Below are 19,400 nucleotides of genomic sequence, written 5' to 3'. Positions count from 1 at the left end.
CCGGCCAGGCCCGTCAGACCTCTTCGACGCTGCTCGGCTCGCGCCGGGACAGGTCGATACCGAGCTCCTCCGCCGCGCGGAAGACGTCCTCGTCGGTGTCGCGCATCTCGATGGACATGCCGTCCGAGGACAGCACCTCCACGTTGAGGCAGAGCGACTGCATTTCCTTGATGAGCACCTTGAAGGACTCGGGAATGCCCGGCTCGGGGATGTTCTCGCCCTTGACGATGGCCTCGTAGACCTTCACGCGGCCGGTCACGTCGTCGGACTTGATCGTCAGGAGTTCCTGGAGCGCGTACGCGGCGCCGTAAGCCTCAAGCGCCCACACCTCCATCTCACCGAAGCGCTGACCACCGAACTGCGCCTTACCACCCAGCGGCTGCTGCGTGATCATCGAGTACGGACCGGTCGAACGGGCGTGGAGCTTGTCGTCGACCAGGTGGTGCAGCTTGAGGATGTACATGTACCCGACCGAGATCGGGTCCGGGAACGGCTCGCCGGAGCGGCCGTCGAACAGGCGCGCCTTACCGGTCGGGAGCACCATGCGCTCGCCGTCGCGGTTCGGGATGGTGTGCTGGAGCAGGCCGGCCAGCTCGTCCTCGCGCGCACCGTCGAAGACGGGGGTGGCGACGTTGGTGCCGGGGGCGACCTGGTCGGCGCCGATCGCCTGGAGGCGCTGCGCCCACTCGTCCGCGAGGCCGGAGACGTCCCAGCCGCGGCTGGCGAGCCAGCCGAGGTGGATCTCCAGGACCTGTCCCGGGTTCATTCGGGACGGGACACCCAGCGGGTTCAGGATGATGTCGACCGGAGTTCCGTCCTCGAGGAACGGCATGTCCTCGATCGGAAGGATCTTCGAAATAACACCCTTGTTGCCGTGACGGCCGGCGAGCTTGTCACCGTCGGTGATCTTGCGCTTCTGGGCGACGTAGACGCGGACCAGCTGGTTCACGCCCGGGGGAAGCTCGTCGCCCTCCTCGCGGTCGAAGACGCGGACACCGATGACCTTGCCGATCTCACCGTGAGGAACCTTGAGCGAGGTGTCACGCACCTCGCGGGCCTTCTCACCGAAGATCGCGCGGAGCAGGCGCTCTTCCGGGGTCAGCTCGGTCTCACCCTTGGGCGTGACCTTGCCGACGAGGATGTCGCCGGCGACGACGTCCGCACCGATGCGGATGATGCCGCGCTCGTCGAGGTCGGCGAGGACCTCCTCGGAGACGTTCGGGATGTCCCGGGTGATCTCCTCGGGGCCCAGCTTGGTGTCACGGGCGTCGACCTCGTGCTCCTCGATGTGGATCGAGGAGAGGACGTCGTCCTGCACGAGGCGCTGCGACAGGATGATCGCGTCCTCGTAGTTGTGGCCTTCCCACGGCATGAACGCGACGAGCAGGTTCTTGCCGAGGGCCATTTCGCCCTCTTCGGTCGCGGGACCGTCGGCGAGGACCTGGGCCTCGATGATGCGGTCACCCTCGTTGACGATGACCTTCTGGTTGACCGAGGTGCCCTGGTTCGAGCGGGAGAACTTGGCGACGCGGTACGTGGTGTACGTGCCGTCGTCGTTGGCGACGGTGATGTAGTCGGCCGAGACCTCCTGGACGACACCGTCCTTCTCCGCCTTGATCGAGTCGCCGGCGTCGACCGCACAGCGGTACTCCATGCCGGTGCCGACGAGCGGGGCCTCCGCCTTGATGAGCGGAACGGCCTGACGCATCATGTTCGCGCCCATGAGGGCGCGGTTGGCGTCGTCGTGCTCGAGGAAGGGGATCATCGCGGTCGCGACGGACACCATCTGGCGCGGCGAGACGTCCATGTAGTCCACGTCGGACGGCTCGACGTAGTCGACCTCGCCGCCACGCTTGCGGACCAGGACGCGACCCTCGGCGAAGCGCATCTCGTCGTCCAGGCGGGCGTTCGCCTGGGCGATGACGAAGCGGTCTTCCTCATCGGCGGTGACGTAGTCGACCTCGTCGGTGACGACACCGTCGACGACCTTGCGGTACGGGGTCTCGATGAAGCCGAACGGGTTGATGCGGCCGTAGGAGGCCAGCGAACCGATCAGACCGATGTTCGGGCCTTCGGGCGTCTCGATGGGGCACATGCGGCCGTAGTGAGACGGGTGGACGTCACGGACCTCGAAGCCGGCCCGCTCACGGGACAGACCACCCGGGCCGAGGGCGTTGAGACGACGCTTGTGCGTCAGGCCCGACAGCGGGTTGTTCTGGTCCATGAACTGCGACAGCTGGCTGGTGCCGAAGAACTCCTTGATGGAGGCGACGACCGGCCGGATGTTGATCAGGGTCTGCGGCGTGATCGCCTCGACGTCCTGGGTGGTCATGCGCTCGCGCACGACGCGCTCCATACGGGCGAGACCCGTACGGACCTGGTTCTGGATGAGCTCGCCGACGTTGCGGATACGACGGTTGCCGAAGTGGTCGATGTCGTCGGTCTCGACGACGATCTCCCGGCCCGACTCGCCGACGGTCTCGGTCTCGCCCGCGTGGAGCTTCACGAGGTACTTGATCGTGGCGATGATGTCGTCGGTGGTGAGCACACCGGCGTCGAGCGGCTCGTCGGCGCCGAGCTTCTTGTTCACCTTGTAGCGGCCGACCTTCGCGAGGTCGTAGCGCTTCGGGTTGAAGTAGAGGTTCTCGAGCAGCGTCTGAGCGGCCTCGCGGGTCGGCGGCTCGCCCGGGCGCAGCTTGCGGTAGATGTCGAGCAGCGCGTCGTCCTGGCCCTGGGTGTGGTCCTTCTCCAGGGTGGCGCGCATGGACTCGTACTCGCCGAACTCCTCGAGGATCTGCTCGGTGGTCCAGCCGAGAGCCTTCAGGAGGACGGTGACGGACTGCTTGCGCTTGCGGTCGATGCGGACGCCGACCATGTCGCGCTTGTCGACCTCCATCTCCAGCCAGGCACCCCGGGAGGGGATGATCTTGGCGGAGAAGATGTCCTTGTCGGACGTCTTGTCGATGGAGGAGTCGAAGTAGACACCCGGGGAACGGACGAGCTGCGACACGACGACGCGCTCGGTGCCGTTGATGACGAAGGTGCCCTTGTTGGTCATGAGCGGGAAGTCGCCCATGAAGACCGTCTGAGACTTGATCTCACCGGTCTCGTTGTTCGTGAACTCGGCGGTGACGAAGAGCGGCGCCGCGTACGTGAAGTCGCGCTCCTTGCACTCGTCGACGGAGTTCTTCGCCGGCTCGAACCGGTGGTCGCGGAACGTCAGCGACATCGACCCGGAGAAGTCCTCGATCGGCGAGATCTCCTCGAAGATCTCTTCCAGACCGGACTTGGTGGGGACGTCCTGTCCACTCTCAAGCGCCGACTCGACGCGAGACTTCCAGGCGGCGTTGCCGAGCAGCCAGTCAAAGCTCTCGGTCTGCAGCGCCAGGAGGTTCGGAACCTCGAGGGGCTCCTTGATCTTTGCAAAGGAGATGCGCAGCGGGGCGGTGCTGGCACCGGTGTTCGTATTGGTCGAGGCGTTGCGCGAGGCGGCCAAGAGGGGGTCCTTCCGAGGGCTCGGACTCACTACGCGCGTACCGGTCCCAGCCGACACAGAAGACAGAGCCTCCCCAGCTGGACTAAAAGACCAGGTCAGGGCGTATCAATCCGGTGTGCTCGAGCGTGGGCATGCCCCTGGCGACGGGCAGGGGACAGCTAACAGGCAGCGCAAAGGGTCAGTGTAGCCACTTGGCTCACTGATGTCCAGACCAGGTTTCCGGAAACCGGCAACAGGCCCTTCCCCACGTCCTCAACCAACACCGCGTCCAACCAACACCGCGGCCGTTGCCGCAGCGCCCGTACACAGAGCGCGTATGAGTACTGCCCTCTTCGTAGTCGATCCATGCCTCGGATCCCGGATCCGACCGGGCGACCTCGCGACGGGTCTGAGAATTGCGCGCCGCTGGCCGTTCGTCAAGGCCCCGTGCTCCGAGCGGATCATCTCCGGACCCTGCGTCGGGGCAACGAAGATCACCCTACTCCCCAACGAGACCAGGGCAAGTCAGGCACTGCGAATACGCCAAAGGGCGACCACCCTTACGGGTGATCGCCCTTGGTTGAGGCCGTCAGGCGGCCTCAGAGGTGTTACTTGACCTCGACCGAGGCGCCAGCGGCCTTGAGGGCCTCAGCGGCCTTGTCAGCGGCTTCCTTGTTGGCCTTCTCGAGGACCGGCTTCGGGGTGCCGTCGACGAGGTCCTTGGCCTCCTTCAGACCCAGGGAGGTCAGCTCGCGCACGACCTTGATGACCTGGATCTTCTTGTCACCGGCGGCGGTGAGGATGACGTCGAACTCGTCCTTCTCCTCGACCTCGGCAACGGCGCCGGCGCCGGGGGCACCCGGGGCGGCAACGGCGACGGCCGCGGCGGCGGTGACGTCGAACTTCTCCTCGAAGGCCTTCACGAACTCGGAGAGCTCGATGAGGGTCATCTCCTCGAACTGGGCGAGGAGGTCTTCCTGAGAGAGCTTCGCCATGATGGGCGATCCTTCCACTAATTCGGCAGGTGCCGATATGTCTAGAGAGGCGGGCGTAACGGCCCGCTACGACCCACGCACTAGGCGGCGTGGATCAGTGCGCGAGCCGAATTACTCGGCACCGCCCTGCTCGGCGAGCTTGACGCGAAGCGCTTCCGCGGTGCGGACGAACTTCGACGGCAGCGCCTGGAAGAGCGAGGCAGCCTGGGACTGCTTGCCCTTGAACGCGCCGGCCAGCTTGCTGAGCAGAACCTCGCGGGACTCGAGGTCCGCAAGCTTCTTGATGTCATCGGCGGACAGCGCCTTACCATCAAGGACACCGCCCTTGATGATCAGGTTCGGGTTCTCCTTGGCGAAGTCACGAAGACCCTTGGCCGACTCCACCGGGTCACCGGTGATGAAGGCGGCACCCGTCGGACCAGTGAACTGGTCGTCGAGCGAGGTGATCCCGGCGTTGTTCGCCGCAATCTTGGTCAGCGTGTTCTTCACCACGGCGTACTGGGCGTTCTCACCGAGCGAACGACGCAGCGTCTTGAGCTGCTTCACGGTGAGACCCCGGTACTCGGTCAGCACAACGGCGTTCGAGCTGCGGAACTTGTCCTCAAGCTCGGCTACGTCGGCAGCCTTGTCGGGCCTTGCCATAGAGCGTCGGCCTCCTTCCGGGTGATGAGGACCGCTCAGAAGGGGCTGACATACAAAACGCCCCGACGCAGGCGCCAGGGCGTAGCTCAACCGGAAAAATTTTCCAGGAACGATTCCACAGTCACCTGCGCGGGTCGTCCGCAGTAGCGGATCCTTCGGCCACCACACCCTCTACGGGCGCGGCAACGACCAGCGGTCTTTGGCTTCTGTGGAAGAGTACGCGAAGCATGCGACGCGGAGCAAATCGCCCCCCGGACCCGCCCCCCGACGGGTCCGGAGGCCGAGGGGTCAGCCCTGGCCGGAGCCCTTGGCGCCGAAGTCCAGGACCTGGTCGGCCGGCGGGGCGGCGATGTCGGCCGGCTTGTTGAAGTCCAGGAACTTCATCGTCATGTCCATCGGGCCCTTGGCCGACTCGGCGCGGGTGCGGACCTGCTTGGTGTGGTCGCTCTCGTCGATCCACATGTCCATGTTCATGCTGGTGATGCCCTCGCCCTCCAGCTTCTTGACGGACTTCTCCTGGCGCTCCCTGGCCTCGGGAGCGAGGGAGGCGAGGGAGGCCCGCATCTGCTCGACGGTGACCGTGCCGGAGACGTGCCGGGTCTTCACGCCGTCGATGGTCTCCTCGCCGACGGTCTTGAGGTCCTTGGCGCCCAGCAGGTCACCGGCGCGGTCGCCGGGGTTCTCGGCGGCGTTGCCCGAACCGGCGCCGAGGCCGTCCAGCTGCTTGGCGGCCTCCGGATTCGCGCCCTTCACGTCGAGCTTGAGCCACGCGCCTTCGGAGCCCATGTACATGACCCCGTCGACGAGGCGGATCTCCGCCGCCGCGTCCTCGCCCGGCGTGGTCATCTTCATGGACATGGCCACGGCCGGCTTGACGCGCAGCGAGACGTCCGCGTTGACCGGCTGGCCCTGCGCGGTACCGGTCATGGTGTAGCGGAGCGAGGTGATCTCCTCGGACTTCTTCTTCACCTTCTCCAGGTACGCGGCCGGGGCGGCCTCGCCGGCCCCGCCCGCGGGCTTGCCCGCCGCCGGTGCGCCGGTGGACGGCGCCGCGGACGGAGCGGCCCCCGCCTTGCCCCCGTCGTCCTTCTTGCCGCCCTCACAGGCGGTCGTGGCGCCGCCGACGAGCAGTACGGCCGCCAGTGCGGCCACGGCGGTCTTCTTGTGGTGCGTGAGCATGGAGTCCCCACCCCTGGTGCGTTCGATCAACCGTCCGACCATACGGTAAAGGGACGGGAAAGTCGCACGTGATTTCCGGGGCACCCCGGGACGAACGAAACCGGCCCCCCGCTTCCCGTGAGGGAGGCGGGGGGCCGGTTCAGCCGTTCAGGCGAGCCGTGAGGCTCATCCCCATCAGACAGCAGCCGGGTCTTCCTCGACGAGGAGGTTCCGGGTGCGGTTGGAGTCCAGCTGGATGCCGGGGCCCATCGTGGTGCTGAGGGCGGCCTTCTTGATGTAGCGGCCCTTGGCGGCGGACGGCTTCAGACGGACGATCTCGTCCAGGGCCGCCGCGTAGTTCTCGACCAGCTGCTCATCGGAGAAGGAGACCTTGCCGATGATGAAGTGCAGGTTCGAGTGCTTGTCGACGCGGAACTCGATCTTGCCACCCTTGATGTCGGTGACAGCCTTGGCGACGTCCATGGTGACGGTGCCGGTCTTCGGGTTCGGCATGAGACCACGCGGACCGAGCACGCGGCCGAGGCGGCCGACCTTGCCCATGAGGTCCGGGGTCGCCACGACGGCGTCGAACTCGTTCAGGCGGTTGCCCTTGGCGATCTCGTTGATCAGCTCGTCGTCGCCGACGATGTCGGCGCCGGCGGCTTCCGCGGCCGCAGCACGGTCACCGGTCGCGAAGACCAGGACCCGGGCGGTCTTACCGGTGCCGTGCGGGAGGTTCACGGTGCCGCGGACCATCTGGTCGGCCTTGCGCGGGTCGACACCCAGGCGGAAGGCAACCTCGACGGTGGCGTCGAACTTGGTGGTGCTGGTCTCCTTGGCGAGACGGACGGCCTCGAGGGGAGCGTAGAGCTTCTCCCGGTCGACCTTGGCGTCCGCAGCGCGGAGAGTCTTGCTGCGCTTCACTTCTGCTCCTGTGTAAGTGCTTCAGGCATGGAGTCGTGGTACGGACCAGCGCTTGGCCCTACCACTGGGGAACTGCGAGGGGGCTGATCAGCCCTCGACCGTGACACCCATGGAACGGGCGGTGCCGGCGATGATCTTCTCCGCGGCGTCCAGGTCGTTCGCGTTGAGGTCGGGCATCTTGATCGTGGCGATCTCGCGGACCTGGTCACGCGTGAGCTTCGCGACCTTGGTCTTGTGCGGCTCGCCGGAGCCCTTCTCGATGCCAGCGTGCTTCAGGATGAGGCGCGCGGCCGGCGGGGTCTTCGTCACGAAGGTGAAGGAGCGGTCCTCGTAGACCGTGATCTCCACCGGCACGACCATGCCACGCTGCGACTCGGTCGCGGCGTTGTAGGCCTTGCAGAACTCCATGATGTTGACGCCGTGCTGACCGAGCGCGGGGCCGACCGGCGGAGCCGGGTTGGCCGCGCCGGCCTTGATCTGGAGCTTGATAAGCCCCGTGACCTTCTTCTTCTTGGGAGGCATTGCTCTCTCCGGGTCCTAGTGAGAGTTTTCCAGCCGCCTTCCGGTCATCCGGATGGAGGCATACCGCACCACGATAACGGGTATCGGTGCGGGGCTAAAAACCGAGCAGGTCAGACCGCCTTTTTCGGGCCGGTCTGACCTGCTTCGGAAGCGTCGCTCAGAAGATCTGGATCAGTTCTTCTGGATCTGGTCGAAGCTCAGCTCGACCGGGGTCTCGCGGCCGAAGATCTCGACGAGGCCCTTGACCTTCTTCGAGTCCGGGTTGATCTCGTTGATCGTCGCCTGGAGCGTCGCGAACGGGCCGTCGGTGACGGTGACCGAGTCGCCGACCTCGAAGTCCAGGACCTCGATGGTGCGCTTGACGGCGGGCGCGGGCAGACCGGCCTCCTCGGCAGCCTGCTTGGCGGCCTTCTCCTGCGCCTCGGGGGCGAGCATCTTGACGATCTCGTCCAGGGTCAGCGGGTACGGGTCGTACGCGTTGCCGACGAAGCCGGTGACACCGGGGGTGTTGCGGACGACGCCCCAGGACTCGTTCGTCAGGTCCATGCGGACGAGAACGTAGCCGGGCAGCTTGTTCTGCCGGACGTTCTTGCGCTCGCCGTTCTTGATCTGGACGATCTCTTCCTCGGGCACCTCGGCCTGGTAGATGAACTCCTCGACGTTCAGCGAGACGGCGCGCTGCTCCAGGTTCGCCTTCACGCGCTTCTCGTAGCCCGCGTAGGTGTGGATGACGTACCACTCGCCCGGGAGCAGGCGCAGCTCGTCACGGAGGGCCTGGATCGGGTCGACGGGCTCGGCGGGAGCGGCCTCCTCGGCCTCCTCCTCGTCCTCGGCCGCGGCGTCCTCGACGTCGCCCTCGTCCTCGGAGTCCTCGTCGTCCTCCTCGGCGTCGGCCTCGTCCTCGTCGGCCTCGTCGGCCTCGTCCTCGACGTGCAGCGCGGCGGCCTCGGCGGCGATGCCGGCCTCGGCGTCGGCGAGCTCAACCTCGTCGGGGTCCACAGCGTCTGCCGCCTCGACGATGTCGAGCTCGTCCTCGACGGACTCGACGGAGTCGTGGCTCGCGTTCAGGTTCGGGTCAGACACGGTGGCTGCTTCTTCCTGGATACAAAAGGTGGTGGAACATGCGAAAACGGGCGGCACCCATCAAGGCGCCGCCCTCCGCGGGGATCAGCCGAAGACGAACTTGATGGCTTCCTGGAACCCATAGTCAATCACGGTCACCAGACCGATCATGATGACGACGAAGACAATCACCACGGTGGTGTACGTCGAGAGCTGGTTGCGCGTGGGCCAGACGACCTTGCGGAGTTCCGCGACGATCTGGCGGTAGAAAAGCGCGAGGCGGCCCAGAGGGCCCTTCTTCCCGCGCTTGCCGCCCTTGCGGGCCTTCTTCTCGCGAGTGTCGCTGTCGGCATCAGGCATGTCGATGGAGCCCAGGGCGTCCGTCACGTCTCTCACCTGAATCCGGGTCGTGGCCGTAGCCGCGCCCGGTTGCGCCGCACGGCGTTGCATCGAAATACGTACCTGCGCACACATCCGAGAGGAGTGTGGAGCAGGGCCGGAGGGACTCGAACCCCCAACCGCTGGTTTTGGAGACCAGTGCTCTACCAATTGAGCTACGACCCTTTGTGCTCCCCAACCTACCGCATCCGGACGAGTGCACGGAGTGCTCACGCCCCGGGGCGTTTGGTGAGGACCAACGACAGCAGAGCATACGTGGTCCTGGGCCTGACGTCGAACAGAGAACATCCGGACCTGCTCCGTCCGGTGACTGAAACGTTGTGCGGGGGCTCCGGAGCGTCTGGGACGATTGGCCGCATGACCTCTGCAACGCCTTCCTCCGAGCGCCGGGTGTCCGCCCGTATCGGCGCCATCTCCGAGTCCGCGACCCTCGCCGTCGACGCCAAGGCCAAGGCCCTCAAGGCCGCCGGGCGCCCGGTGATCGGCTTCGGCGCGGGCGAGCCCGACTTCCCGACCCCGGACTACATCGTCGAGGCGGCGGTCGCGGCCTGCCGCGACCCGAAGTTCCACCGCTACACGCCGGCGGGCGGCCTGCCCGAGCTCAAGAAGGCCATCGCCGCCAAGACGCTGCGCGACTCCGGCTACGAGGTGGACGCGGCCCAGGTCCTGGTGACCAACGGCGGCAAGCAGGCCATCTACGAGGCCTTCGCGGCGATCCTCGACCCGGGTGACGAGGTCATCGTCCCGGCCCCGTACTGGACCACCTACCCGGAGTCGATCCGCCTCGCGGGCGGTGTCCCGGTCGAGGTCGTCGCCGACGAGACCACCGGCTACCGGGTCTCCGTCGAGCAGCTGGAGGCGGCGCGCACCGAGCGCACCAAGGTCGTCCTGTTCGTCTCCCCGTCCAACCCGACGGGCGCGGTGTACTCCGAGGCCGACGCGAAGGCGATCGGCGAGTGGGCCGCCGAGCACGGCCTGTGGGTGCTGACCGACGAGATCTACGAGCACCTGGTCTACGGCGACGCGAAGTTCACCTCGCTGCCCGTGCTCGTCCCGGCGCTGCGCGACAAGTGCATCATCGTCAACGGCGTCGCCAAGACGTACGCCATGACGGGCTGGCGCGTGGGCTGGGTCATCGCCCCCCAGGACGTCATCAAGGCCGCGACGAACCTGCAGTCGCACGCCACCTCCAACGTCTCCAACGTGGCCCAGGTGGCCGCGCTGGCCGCCGTCTCGGGCGACCTGGAGGCCGTGGCCGAGATGCGCAAGGCCTTCGACCGCCGCCGCCAGACGATGGTCAAGATGCTGAACGAGATCGACGGCGTCTTCTGCCCGACCCCCGAGGGCGCGTTCTACGCGTACCCGTCGGTCAAGGAACTGCTCGGCAAGGAGATCCGCGGCAAGCGCCCGCAGACCTCGGTCGAGCTGGCCGCGCTGATCCTGGACGAGGCCGAGGTCGCGGTCGTCCCGGGCGAGGCCTTCGGCACCCCGGGCTACCTGCGCCTGTCCTACGCCCTGGGCGACGAGGACCTGGTCGAGGGCGTGACCCGGATCCAGAACCTCCTGGCCGAGGCCAAGGCGTAAGCACACCCCCTCCGGAGCGGCGTCACCCCACGCGGGGCGGCGCCGCTCCGGCGCGTCGGGCGTCATATTCGTGTTCGGGCAACGTCCCGTTCAGGTAATGCGCTGCCAATCGGGTGACCGATGCGGCAGGATCACCAGATGGAGCACGTACGCGATCTCACGCTTCTGCCGAAGGCCCACCTGCACCTGCACTTCACCGGCTCGATGCGCCCGTCGACCCTGCTGGAGCTGGCCGACAAGTACGGCGTCCGGCTGCCGGACGCCCTGACCGCCGGGGAGCCGCCCAAACTGCGGGCGACCGATGAGCGCGGCTGGTTCCGCTTCCAGCGGCTCTACGACGCCGCCCGTTCCTGCCTGCGCGAGCCCGAGGACATCCGGCGGCTGGTCCGCGAGGCCGCCGAGGAGGACGTCCGGGACGGCAGCGGCTGGCTGGAGATCCAAGTGGATCCCACCTCGTACGCCCCGCTGCTGGGCGGCATGATCCCGGCCGTGGAGATCATCCTCGACGCCGTCGAGGCGGCCTCCCGGGAGACGGGCCTGGGGATGCGGGTGCTGATCGCCGCCAACCGGATGAAGCACCCCCTGGACGCCCGTACGCTCGCCCGGCTGGCCGTCCGGTACGCCGACCGGGGGATCGTCGGCTTCGGCCTCTCCAACGACGAGCGCCGGGGCATGGCCCGCGACTTCGACCGGGCCTTCGCCATCGCCCGGGACGGTGGCCTGCTGGCGGCCCCGCACGGCGGTGAGCTCACCGGCCCGTCCTCGGTCCGCGACTGCCTCGACGACCTGCACGCCTCCCGCATCGGGCACGGCGTCCGGGCGGCGGAGGACCCGCGGCTGCTGAAGCGGCTCGCGGACCGGCAGATCACCTGTGAGGTCTGCCCCGCGTCCAATGTGGCGCTCGGCGTCTACGAGCGGCCCGAGGACGTCCCGCTGCGCACCCTCTTCGAGGCCGGGGTGCCGATGGCGCTGGGCGCGGACGACCCGCTGCTCTTCGGGTCGCGGCTGGCGGCCCAGTACGAGATCGCGCGGCGCCACCACGCCTTCACGGACGCGGAGCTCGCGGAGCTGGCCCGCCAGTCGGTGCGGGGTTCGGCGGCGCCGGACGAGGTCAAGGCGAAGCTGCTGGACGGGATCGAGCACTGGCTCAGCGGGTGAGCCGCAGGTCGCCTTCGTGGCAGTCGGCCCGTACCCGGCGGCCGTCGGGGAAGCCGATCTCCAGGTGGGTGCGGCCCTGCTCGGGCAGGGCGAACTCGGCGACCGATTCGACGGTCTGGCCGAGGTGGCGCAGGAACGGGTGGTCGCCGAGGTCCTCGCCGACCTCGACCCGGCCCCACTCCCCCATGTCGTAGGGCTCGTGGGGCGGGGCGGACTCGACGATGAGGCACCAGTCGGATCCGGTGGTGATCCGGGTGGATTCGCCCGCGCTGTCGATCAGCCAGACGTCGAGGGGGGCCTCGGAGCGTTCGCCCTCGCAGATGTGCCAGGACGCGACGACGCGGCTGATCCGGCGTCCCACCAGGCGCGTGGGGTCCGTGCCGGCCCCGTGCAGGGGGCAGTTCATCTCAGAGGCGGACGCCGACCGTCACCGGCTCGTTGACGAGGGTGACGCCGAAGGCCTCGCGGACTCCGGCGACGACCTCGCGGGCCAGGGTCAGCAGGTCCTCGGTGGTGGCCTCGCCGCGGTTGGTGAGGGCGAGGGTGTGCTTGGTGGAGATGCGGGCGGGTCCGGTGCCGTAACCCTTGGTGAAGCCAGCCTTGTCGATCAGCCAGGCGGCGCTGGTCTTCGTACGGCCCTCGCCGGCCGGGTAGGCGGGCGGGACGGTGTCGGGGCCGAGGCGGTCCTGGGCGCGGACGAGGAAGGCCGCGTAGGCCTCGTCGGTCAGGATCGGGTTGTGGAAGAAGGAGCCGGCGGACCAGGTGTCGTGGTCGGCGGGGTCGAGGACCATGCCCTTGCCGGCGCGCAGGCGCAGGACCGTCTCGCGGGCGGTGGCGGCGGGGACGCGGTCGCCGGCCTCGACGCCGAGGGCGCGGGCCGTCTCGGGGTACTTGATGGGCGCGGAGAGGCCGCCCGCGTCCTCCAGGGCGAAGCGCACGCGCAGGACGACGTAGCGGTCGGGCCGGTCCTTGAAGAGGCTGTTGCGGTAGCGGAAGGCGCATTCGGCGGCGGTGAGGGTGACCGTCTCGCCGGTGGCGCGGTCGTAGGCGACGACCTCGGTGATGGTGTCGCAGACCTCCTGGCCGTACGCCCCGACGTTCTGGATCGGGGTGGCGCCGGCGGAGCCGGGGATGCCGGCGAGGCACTCGATGCCGGCGAGGCCTGCCTCGACGGTGCGGGTGACGGCGTCGCTCCAGTTCTCGCCGGCGGCGAGCTCCAGGGTGGTGCCTCCCCTGGCCTCCGGCATGGGGGACCCCAGGGTGAAGCCGGTGGTGGCGATGCGCAGGGCGGTGCCGTCGAAGCCCTCGTCGCCGATGACGAGGTTGCTGCCGCCGCCGATGACCAGGAGCGGGGTGCCGCTCGCGTCCGCGGCGCGGACGGTTTCGATCACCTCGGCGTCGGTGGTCGCGGTGACCAGCCGGGCCGCGGGGCCGCCGAGGCGGAAGGTGGTCAGCGGGGCGAGGGGGGCGTCGTGGAGTTCCTGCACGTGGACAAGAGTACGGTCCGTCCCCCTCGCATCCCGGCGGGGCACTCAGTGGCCCTGCTTCCGCTCTGCCAGTCGCCGCTCGGCCTCGGCCCAGGTGAGGGGGAGTTCGCCGGCGGGAACGGTCCAGAAGGTGAAGGCGGACTCCCGCATGTACGCGGCGGCGGCGCGGGAGCTGGAGCGGTGGGGCTCGCTGCGGGCGAAGCGGTACAGGGCGTCGCGGTCCTCCCAGGCGGAGAGGGTGAGGAAGGTCCGGCGCAGGACGCGGGCGCGCAGGGCGACGCCGTGGGCACCGGGTGCTTTGCGGATCTGGGCGATGATCCCGGGCGCCTTGAGGAAGAACCTGAGGGCGCCGGTGAGGGTGTCGGTCTCGAAGCGGGAGGCCATGACGTAGACCTCGGCGTCCGGGGCGGGGGCGGTGGGCGTGGACCAGGGGATGTCGGGCATGGCGGGGCTCCTTCTCGCAGGTCAGGCGGCGTGGGCCGGGGCGGGGGCCGGGTCCGTCGCGGGGGCGGGTGCGGTGTTCGTCCGGCGCGGGAGCAGCAGGGTCAGGGCGGCGGCGAGGGCGACGGCGGCGGCGCCGATCCACAGGGCGGGGACGGTGCCGTCGGTGAAGGTCCGCGGGGTCCGGTAGCCGCCGTGGGCGGAGAAGACGGAGGCGAGGACGGCCACGCCGAGGGCGCCCCCGACCTCGCGGAGGGCGTTGTTGGTGCCGGAGGCCTTGCCCTGGTCGGCGGGGGCCACGGTGGACATGAGCACGTGGTTGGCCGGTGCGAAATACAGGGACATGCCGATCCCGCTGAGGACGAGGGCCGGGAGCTGGGCGGCGTAGGAGACGTCGGGGCTGAGGACGAGGGCGAACCAGCCGAGGCCGAGGGCCTGGAGGGCCAGGCCGGCCGCGACGACGGGACGGCCGCCGATCCGGTCGGCGAGGATCCCGGCGAGCGGGGCGACGACGATCCCCATGCCGGTCCAGGGGAGCATGCGCAGGCCCGCTTCGGTGGGCGAGTAGCCGGCGACGCCCTGGAGGAACTGGCTGAGCAGGAAGATCGACCCGAACATGCCGAGGTACATCAGCAGGCTGGCGAGGTTGATCCCGAGGAAGCCGCGGTTCCGGAAGAGCCGCATGGGCAGGACGGGATTGGCGTTGTGGAACCCGTGGTGGATGAAGCCGCCGGTGAGGGCGCCGCCGGCGATGAGGCCGGTGAGGACGGGGGCGCTGGTCCAGCCGTGCGCGTTGGCGTTGACCAGGCCGTAGACGATGCCGAAGAGGCCGCCGCTGATGAGGAGGGTGCCGGGGACGTCGAGCCGGGCGTCCGGGACGGCGGACTCGGCGAGGCGCAGACGGGCGAGCGGGATCAGGGCGAGGCCGATGGGCACGTTGAGCCAGAAGATCCACTGCCAGGAGACGTGTTCGGTGAGGCTGCCGCCGATGAGGGGGCCGGAGGCGACGGCGAGGCCGGTGACGGCGCCGTAGATCCCGAGGGCCGTGCCGCGCCGGGCGGCGGGGACCGCGGCGGTGAGGAGGGTGAGGCCGAGCGGCATCATGACGGCGGCACCGACGCCCTGGACGGCGCGGGCGGCGATGAGCTCGCTTATGCCGGGAGAGAGGGCCGCGGCGGCGGAGGCGGCGGTGAAGAGGGCGAGGCCGGCGGTGAAGAGCCGGCGGCGGCCGAAGCGGTCGCCGAGGGCGGAGCCGGACATCAGCAGGACGGCGAAGGTCAGGGTGTAGGCGTTCACCGTCCATTCCAGGTCCTCCAGCCTGCCGCCGAGGTCGGCGCGGATGGCGGGGAGGGCGGTGGTGACGACGAGGTTGTCGAGGGCGGCCATGAAACCGGCTGCGCCGGTGAGGACGAGGGCCCAGACCGCGGACGGTCCGAGTTTCTGCTGGGTCATGCTTCCCCCTGAAGCTGTTTGTTAGTTATTGCTGACTAACTTTGCTGGCCAAGAAGAACGCGGGGCCGCACAGGACCCCGCGCGTCAGACCGCGCTGCCGCCGGACGCTTCGGCGACACCGGCCGCGCCGGCCGCGCCGGCCGCCTTGTCGACGCCGCCCGGGAAGCCGTCCCAGATGCGGTGGCCCGAGGGGAACCCCATGGCGGACAGGGTGTTGATGAGCATCCCCTGGGCCATGAAGGCCGTGGTCTGGTGGACGTCGCCGAGCGGGATGCCGACGGTGTCCCACAGCTCCAGCCATCCGGCCCGCACGAGGTCACCGAGCTCGCGGTCCCCGGCGGCCTCGGCGGCGGCCACGGTGACGTACATCTGGAGCTGCATCTGCAGCATCGCCGGTTCCTCGGCGATCAGCCGGACGTACGCCTCGCCCATGGCGGCGCGGGCCTCCTCGCCGTGCAGCCCGTCGGCGGCCTCGGCGAACACCCTGCGGGTGTTCTCCAGGCACCGGCCGGCGGCGGCCAGGAAGATGGCCTTCTTGCCCGGGAAGAGGCGGAAGAGGTACGGCTGCGAGACCCCGACGCGCTTGGCGATCGCCTCCGTGGAGGTCCCGTGGTAGCCGCCGCGCGCGAACTCGTGGATCGCGGCGCGGATGACGCTCTCGCGCCGCTCGTCCGCACTCATCCTTGCCATGCATAGGAAGTTAGTACTCAATCACTAACTAAGTCAAGGGGTCGGGGGCGCGGGTCGAGGGGGGGCGGGCTGGGGGTCGGGGGGCGCGGGGGTCTCCCCCCGCGCCTCAGCCCGGCGGCCGGCGGCCGGCGGCCGCTCAGGCCAGCCGGACCACCGCGCGGGACATGCCCAGGACCTTCTGTCCGGCGCTCATCGCCGTCAGGTCGACCCGTACGCGGTTGTCGTCCAGCTTCTGCGCGACCTTGGCGGTGACCTCGATCAGCGCGCCCTGGTCGTCGTTCGGGACCACGACCGGCTTGGTGAAGCGGACGCCGTACTCGACGACCGCGCCCGGGTCGCCGACCCAGTCGGTGACGACGCGGATCGCCTCGGCCATCGTGAACATGCCGTGCGCGATGACGTCCGGCAGCCCGACCTCCTTGGCGAACTTCTCGTTCCAGTGGATCGGGTTGAAGTCGCCGGAGGCGCCCGCGTAGCGGACGAGCGTGGCACGGGTCACGGGGAAGGACGCCGCCGGGAGCTCGGTGCCGACCTCGACGTCGGCGTACTGGATCTGCGCGGTCATCTCAGGCCTCCTCGGGGGCGCGGGACACGAGCTTGGTCCACGCGGTCACCACGTGCTCGCCGGACTCGTCGTGGACTTCGCCGCGGATGTCGATGATGTCGTTGCCGGCGAGGGACTTCACGGCCTCGATGGTGGAGGTCACGGTGAGCCGGTCGCCCGCGCGCACGGGGCGGACGTACGCGAACTTCTGGTCGCCGTGCACGACGCGGCTGTAGTCCAGCCCGAGCTGGGGGTCCTCGACGACCTGGCCCGCCGCCGCGAAGGTGATGGCGAACACGAAGGTCGGCGGGGCGATCACGTCCTGGTGGCCGAGCGCCTTGGCGGCTTCGGGGTCGGTGTAGACGGGATTCAGGTCACCCACCGCGACCGCGAATTCGCGGATCTTCTCCCGGCCGACCTCGTACGGGTCGGTGGGCGGGTAGGTCCGCCCCACGAAGCTCTGGTCGAGGGCCATGGCTCACTACCTCCTGCTTGAACGGACTCCGGATCAAGGAACCGGTGCGGAAACGACACGAGGCCGCCCCCCTGGAAGGGGACGACCTCGTGACTGTGCCTATATGGAGACTTCGCCAGTGATTAGCGGGTCTCGCGGTGCGCGGTGTGCGAGTTGCAGCGCGGGCAGTGCTTCTTCATCTCCATGCGGTCCGGGTTGTTACGCCGGTTCTTCTTGGTGATGTAGTTCCGCTCCTTGCACTCCACGCAGGCCAGCGTGATCTTCGGGCGGACGTCGGTGGCAGCCACGTGAGTGCTCCTTGACGGACTATGGGACGGATGAACGCATAAAAGAGTAGCCGATCGGGAGACCGACCCCGCAATCGGCTACTGGGTGTTGGTAGCGGCGACCGGACTTGAACCGGTGACACAGCGATTATGAGCCGCTTGCTCTACCGACTGAGCTACGCCGCTTTGATGAGATCCGTTCCCCGCCCGAGGGCGGGGAACCTCTCTCACCAGAGCCCCAATGCGGAATCGAACCGCAGACCTTCTCCTTACCATGGAGACGCTCTACCGACTGAGCTATTGGGGCGAGCGAGGAAGACATTACACGGTTGCGCGCCGATCGCCCAAATCCTTTGGGGGGACTGGGCTCGGAAGACCTCCGCACGTCTTTCTCGATCAGTCGCGGGCGCCCCGGGAGGCACAAACGGGCCTTTTTGTGGCCGGGGTCACAAGCGCTCCCCGCGCCGCGACTGCGCGAACCCGCCCCGGCCACCGTGCGCGGGCGCGTCCGTGGAGCACCGGGGCGTGCGGGCACCACACCGGTACGACTATTGCGCTCTTCCGCGAACCGGGCAGCCCCGCGCCCTAGGCTCTGAGCACGCTGCGTGATCTTGGGCCGCGGGCTGCGGCCACGGCACAGGAACCGCCCGAGCCCCCCGCAGGAGCGCGATGTCCGACAGCCAGCCGCAGCAGCCGTCCCCCTCCCCGCGCAACCCGGCCGGGGGCCCGTCCGGCGGCCCTGCCGCAGGCCACGGCGGTGGTCCGCCGAAGGGCTCCGCCGGCGGCCCCTCCCGGGGCTCCGGGGGGCCGGGCCGTGCTTCCGCCGGGGGCCCGGGCCGTGGGCCCGCCGACGGCCCCGGGCGCGGTCCGGCCCGCACTCCCGGCGGCGGCGCCCCCGACGCGGAACCGCCGACGGGGCTCCTGCTCACGGGGGCCCGGCTCACCGACGGCCGCACCGTCGACGTCCGGCTCGGCGGCGGCCGCATCCAGGCCGTCGGCACGGCGGGCAGCCTCCCCGCCCCCGCCCTGGCCAGGGTGGACCTGCGCGGCTACCTGCTCCTGCCCGCCCCCGCCGAACCGCACGCCCACGGGGACACCGCCCTGACCGCCGACGGCGAGGGCCCCGTCTCGTACGCCCCGGACGAGGTCCAGCGCCGGGCCACCGAGGCGGCACTGCTCCAGCTCGGGCACGGTGCCACCGCCGTGCGCTCCCACGTCCGGATCGGCGACGTGCACGGACTGGCCCCGCTGGAGGCCTCCCTCCAGGCCCGCCGCTCCCTGCGGGGGCTCACCGACCTGACCACGGTCGCCGTGCCCCGGCTGCTGACCGGGGTGGCCGGCGCCGACGGGCTCGCGATGCTGCGGGACGCCGTCAAGATGGGCGCCTCGGTGATCGGCGGCTGCCCCGATCTGGACCCCGACCCGACGGGCTTCGTCGAGGCGGTCCTGGAACTGGCCGCCGAGCACGGCTGTCCCGTGGACCTGCACACGGACGGTGACGATCCCGGCCGCCTCGCCCGGCTGGCGGCGATGGCCGGGGGGCTGAGGCCCGGGGTGACCATCGGCCCCTGCGGCGGCCTGTCCCGGCTCCCGCTGGACGCCGCCTCCCGCGCCGCCGACCAGCTCGCGGCGGCCGGCGTACGCGTCACCTGCCTGCCCCAGGGCGACTGCGCCGCGCTGGAGCGGCGCGGCCTGCGCACCGCCCCCGTACGCCTGCTGCGCGCCGCCGGGGTCCGGGTGGCCGCCGGGAGCGGGGCGCTGCGGGACGCGGGGAACCCGGTCGGGCGGGGCGACCCCCTCGAAGCCGCCTACCTGCTGGCCTCCCAGGGCGGGCTGCGCCCCGCCGAGGCGTACGCGTCGGTCAGCGCCGCCGCCCGCGAGGTCATGGCCCTGCCGGAGGTACGGGTGGAGGCCGGCTTCCCGGCGGAGCTCCTCGCCGTGCGCGGGGAACGGATCGCCGGGGTGCTGTCGCTGGCCTACAGCCGGATCGTGATCCACCGGGGCCGGGTGGTAGCCCGGACGAGTGCCGTACGGGAGTACTGCGACTCGGCGGTCGCGGTGGCCCTGGACCTGCCCCGGCAGGGCCGTATGGAGCCCGGTCCCTGAACGCGCCCGGGCGTTCGCGG

The 19,400-nt window shown here is 69.6% G+C and carries 19 protein-coding genes and 3 tRNA genes; 3 read left to right on the top strand and 19 right to left on the bottom strand.

Translation table 11 applies throughout. The features are described 5' to 3' along the window. Positions 1-13: 13 nt before the first annotated feature. The 9 genes from rpoB to ABT403_RS07030 all read right to left on the bottom strand — a co-directional run bounded on the left by rpoB (position 14) and on the right by ABT403_RS07030 (position 9,342). Positions 14-3,496 carry a DNA-directed RNA polymerase subunit beta gene (gene rpoB, locus ABT403_RS07070; protein WP_344163454.1) on the bottom strand — a complete coding sequence of 1,161 codons (3,483 nt, stop codon included), beginning with the start codon at positions 3,494-3,496 and terminating at the stop codon, positions 14-16. A 587-nt stretch (positions 3,497-4,083) separates the two neighbouring features. Beyond that, positions 4,084-4,470 (bottom strand): 50S ribosomal protein L7/L12, encoded by a 387-nt coding sequence (gene rplL / locus ABT403_RS07065; RefSeq protein ID WP_079429292.1) that lies wholly within the window; start codon positions 4,468-4,470, stop codon positions 4,084-4,086. A gap of 111 nt (positions 4,471-4,581) precedes the next feature. Then, positions 4,582-5,112, bottom strand: a complete 531-nt coding sequence (rplJ, locus tag ABT403_RS07060) for a 50S ribosomal protein L10 (RefSeq protein ID WP_042818555.1) — start codon at positions 5,110-5,112, stop codon at positions 4,582-4,584. A 288-nt stretch (positions 5,113-5,400) separates the two neighbouring features. Next, positions 5,401-6,321, bottom strand: a complete 921-nt coding sequence (locus tag ABT403_RS07055; protein ID WP_344163437.1) for an SCO4651 family lipoprotein — start codon at positions 6,319-6,321, stop codon at positions 5,401-5,403. A gap of 144 nt (positions 6,322-6,465) precedes the next feature. Next, positions 6,466-7,194, bottom strand: a complete 729-nt coding sequence (gene rplA, locus ABT403_RS07050) for a 50S ribosomal protein L1 (protein WP_042818557.1) — start codon at positions 7,192-7,194, stop codon at positions 6,466-6,468. A gap of 87 nt (positions 7,195-7,281) precedes the next feature. Then, entirely contained in the window at positions 7,282-7,716 is a 435-nt protein-coding gene (rplK, locus tag ABT403_RS07045; protein WP_042818558.1) for a 50S ribosomal protein L11, read from the bottom strand. A 171-nt stretch (positions 7,717-7,887) separates the two neighbouring features. Next, positions 7,888-8,799 carry a transcription termination/antitermination protein NusG gene (nusG, locus tag ABT403_RS07040; protein ID WP_344163432.1) on the bottom strand — a complete coding sequence of 304 codons (912 nt, stop codon included), beginning with the start codon at positions 8,797-8,799 and terminating at the stop codon, positions 7,888-7,890. Between the two features lie 84 nt (positions 8,800-8,883). Continuing rightward, complete coding sequence (secE, locus tag ABT403_RS07035) at positions 8,884-9,165, bottom strand: preprotein translocase subunit SecE (protein ID WP_042801552.1); 282 nt, start codon at positions 9,163-9,165, stop codon at positions 8,884-8,886. 104 nt (positions 9,166-9,269) lie between these two features. Further along, positions 9,270-9,342 (bottom strand) — tRNA-Trp (locus ABT403_RS07030). 192 nt (positions 9,343-9,534) lie between these two features. Here ABT403_RS07030 and ABT403_RS07025 point away from each other — a divergent pair. Together ABT403_RS07025 and ABT403_RS07020 are read left to right on the top strand one after the other, a co-directional pair. Continuing rightward, positions 9,535-10,761, top strand: a complete 1,227-nt coding sequence (locus ABT403_RS07025; protein WP_344163425.1) for a pyridoxal phosphate-dependent aminotransferase — start codon at positions 9,535-9,537, stop codon at positions 10,759-10,761. Positions 10,762-10,899: 138 nt separating this feature from the next. Next, positions 10,900-11,919 carry an adenosine deaminase gene (locus tag ABT403_RS07020; RefSeq protein ID WP_344163422.1) on the top strand — a complete coding sequence of 340 codons (1,020 nt, stop codon included), beginning with the start codon at positions 10,900-10,902 and terminating at the stop codon, positions 11,917-11,919. Here the strand turns inward: ABT403_RS07020 and ABT403_RS07015 are convergent. From ABT403_RS07015 to ABT403_RS06970, 10 genes are all read right to left on the bottom strand, one after another. Beyond that, positions 11,909-12,325, bottom strand: coding sequence for a hypothetical protein (locus tag ABT403_RS07015; protein ID WP_344163419.1), 417 nt, complete (start codon positions 12,323-12,325; stop codon positions 11,909-11,911). The genes ABT403_RS07020 and ABT403_RS07015 overlap by 11 nt on opposite strands. 1 nt (position 12,326) lies before the next feature. Beyond that, positions 12,327-13,406 (bottom strand): UDP-N-acetylmuramate dehydrogenase, encoded by a 1,080-nt coding sequence (locus tag ABT403_RS07010; RefSeq protein WP_425580239.1) that lies wholly within the window; start codon positions 13,404-13,406, stop codon positions 12,327-12,329. A gap of 45 nt (positions 13,407-13,451) precedes the next feature. Beyond that, positions 13,452-13,850 carry a DUF3291 domain-containing protein gene (locus ABT403_RS07005; RefSeq protein WP_344163413.1) on the bottom strand — a complete coding sequence of 133 codons (399 nt, stop codon included), beginning with the start codon at positions 13,848-13,850 and terminating at the stop codon, positions 13,452-13,454. Positions 13,851-13,871: 21 nt separating this feature from the next. After that, the gene (locus tag ABT403_RS07000; protein WP_344163410.1) at positions 13,872-15,299 is read right to left on the bottom strand and encodes an MFS transporter; all 1,428 of its coding nucleotides are present in this window, start codon (positions 15,297-15,299) and stop codon (positions 13,872-13,874) included. Between the two features lie 84 nt (positions 15,300-15,383). Continuing rightward, positions 15,384-15,989 (bottom strand): TetR/AcrR family transcriptional regulator, encoded by a 606-nt coding sequence (locus ABT403_RS06995; protein WP_344163407.1) that lies wholly within the window; start codon positions 15,987-15,989, stop codon positions 15,384-15,386. Positions 15,990-16,125: 136 nt separating this feature from the next. Further along, positions 16,126-16,554 carry a MaoC family dehydratase gene (locus ABT403_RS06990; protein WP_045945265.1) on the bottom strand — a complete coding sequence of 143 codons (429 nt, stop codon included), beginning with the start codon at positions 16,552-16,554 and terminating at the stop codon, positions 16,126-16,128. Between the two features lies 1 nt (position 16,555). Continuing rightward, positions 16,556-17,008 carry an FAS1-like dehydratase domain-containing protein gene (locus ABT403_RS06985; RefSeq protein WP_344163401.1) on the bottom strand — a complete coding sequence of 151 codons (453 nt, stop codon included), beginning with the start codon at positions 17,006-17,008 and terminating at the stop codon, positions 16,556-16,558. A gap of 122 nt (positions 17,009-17,130) precedes the next feature. Then, entirely contained in the window at positions 17,131-17,295 is a 165-nt protein-coding gene (gene rpmG / locus ABT403_RS06980) for a 50S ribosomal protein L33 (protein ID WP_007265873.1), read from the bottom strand. Positions 17,296-17,384: 89 nt separating this feature from the next. Continuing rightward, positions 17,385-17,460, bottom strand: a tRNA-Met gene (locus ABT403_RS06975). A 48-nt stretch (positions 17,461-17,508) separates the two neighbouring features. Beyond that, positions 17,509-17,581: transfer RNA gene (locus ABT403_RS06970), tRNA-Thr, on the bottom strand. Between the two features lie 362 nt (positions 17,582-17,943). Between ABT403_RS06970 and ABT403_RS06965 the strand changes: the two genes are divergently transcribed. Further along, positions 17,944-19,380 carry an amidohydrolase family protein gene (locus ABT403_RS06965; RefSeq protein ID WP_344163394.1) on the top strand — a complete coding sequence of 479 codons (1,437 nt, stop codon included), beginning with the start codon at positions 17,944-17,946 and terminating at the stop codon, positions 19,378-19,380. The last annotated feature ends 20 nt before the right edge of the window (positions 19,381-19,400 follow it).

The sequence above is a fragment of the Streptomyces sp. NPDC000075 genome (genome assembly GCF_040301925.1).
Taxonomy (GTDB): Bacteria; Actinomycetota; Actinomycetes; order Streptomycetales; family Streptomycetaceae; genus Streptomyces; species Streptomyces polychromogenes.
This window is presented reverse-complemented; position numbering and strand designations above follow the sequence as displayed.

Bases quoted from the DNA above. Each gene is read 5' to 3' on its own strand.
- ABT403_RS07025 (WP_344163425.1), top strand. From the start codon at position 9,535: ATGACCTCTGCAACGCCTTCCTCCGAGCGCCGGGTGTCCGCCCGTATC.
- ABT403_RS06995 (WP_344163407.1), bottom strand. From the start codon at position 15,989: ATGGCAAGGATGAGTGCGGACGAGCGGCGCGAGAGCGTCATCCGCGCC.
- ABT403_RS06985 (WP_344163401.1), bottom strand. From the start codon at position 17,008: ATGGCCCTCGACCAGAGCTTCGTGGGGCGGACCTACCCGCCCACCGAC.
- ABT403_RS07005 (WP_344163413.1), bottom strand. From the start codon at position 13,850: ATGCCCGACATCCCCTGGTCCACGCCCACCGCCCCCGCCCCGGACGCC.
- rplL (WP_079429292.1), bottom strand. From the start codon at position 4,470: ATGGCGAAGCTCTCTCAGGAAGACCTCCTCGCCCAGTTCGAGGAGATG.
- ABT403_RS07020 (WP_344163422.1), top strand. From the start codon at position 10,900: ATGGAGCACGTACGCGATCTCACGCTTCTGCCGAAGGCCCACCTGCAC.
- ABT403_RS07000 (WP_344163410.1), bottom strand. From the start codon at position 15,299: ATGACCCAGCAGAAACTCGGACCGTCCGCGGTCTGGGCCCTCGTCCTC.
- ABT403_RS06990 (WP_045945265.1), bottom strand. From the start codon at position 16,554: ATGACCGCGCAGATCCAGTACGCCGACGTCGAGGTCGGCACCGAGCTC.
- ABT403_RS06965 (WP_344163394.1), top strand. From the start codon at position 17,944: ATGTCCGACAGCCAGCCGCAGCAGCCGTCCCCCTCCCCGCGCAACCCG.
- rplJ (WP_042818555.1), bottom strand. From the start codon at position 5,112: ATGGCAAGGCCCGACAAGGCTGCCGACGTAGCCGAGCTTGAGGACAAG.
- rplK (WP_042818558.1), bottom strand. From the start codon at position 7,716: ATGCCTCCCAAGAAGAAGAAGGTCACGGGGCTTATCAAGCTCCAGATC.
- ABT403_RS07015 (WP_344163419.1), bottom strand. From the start codon at position 12,325: ATGAACTGCCCCCTGCACGGGGCCGGCACGGACCCCACGCGCCTGGTG.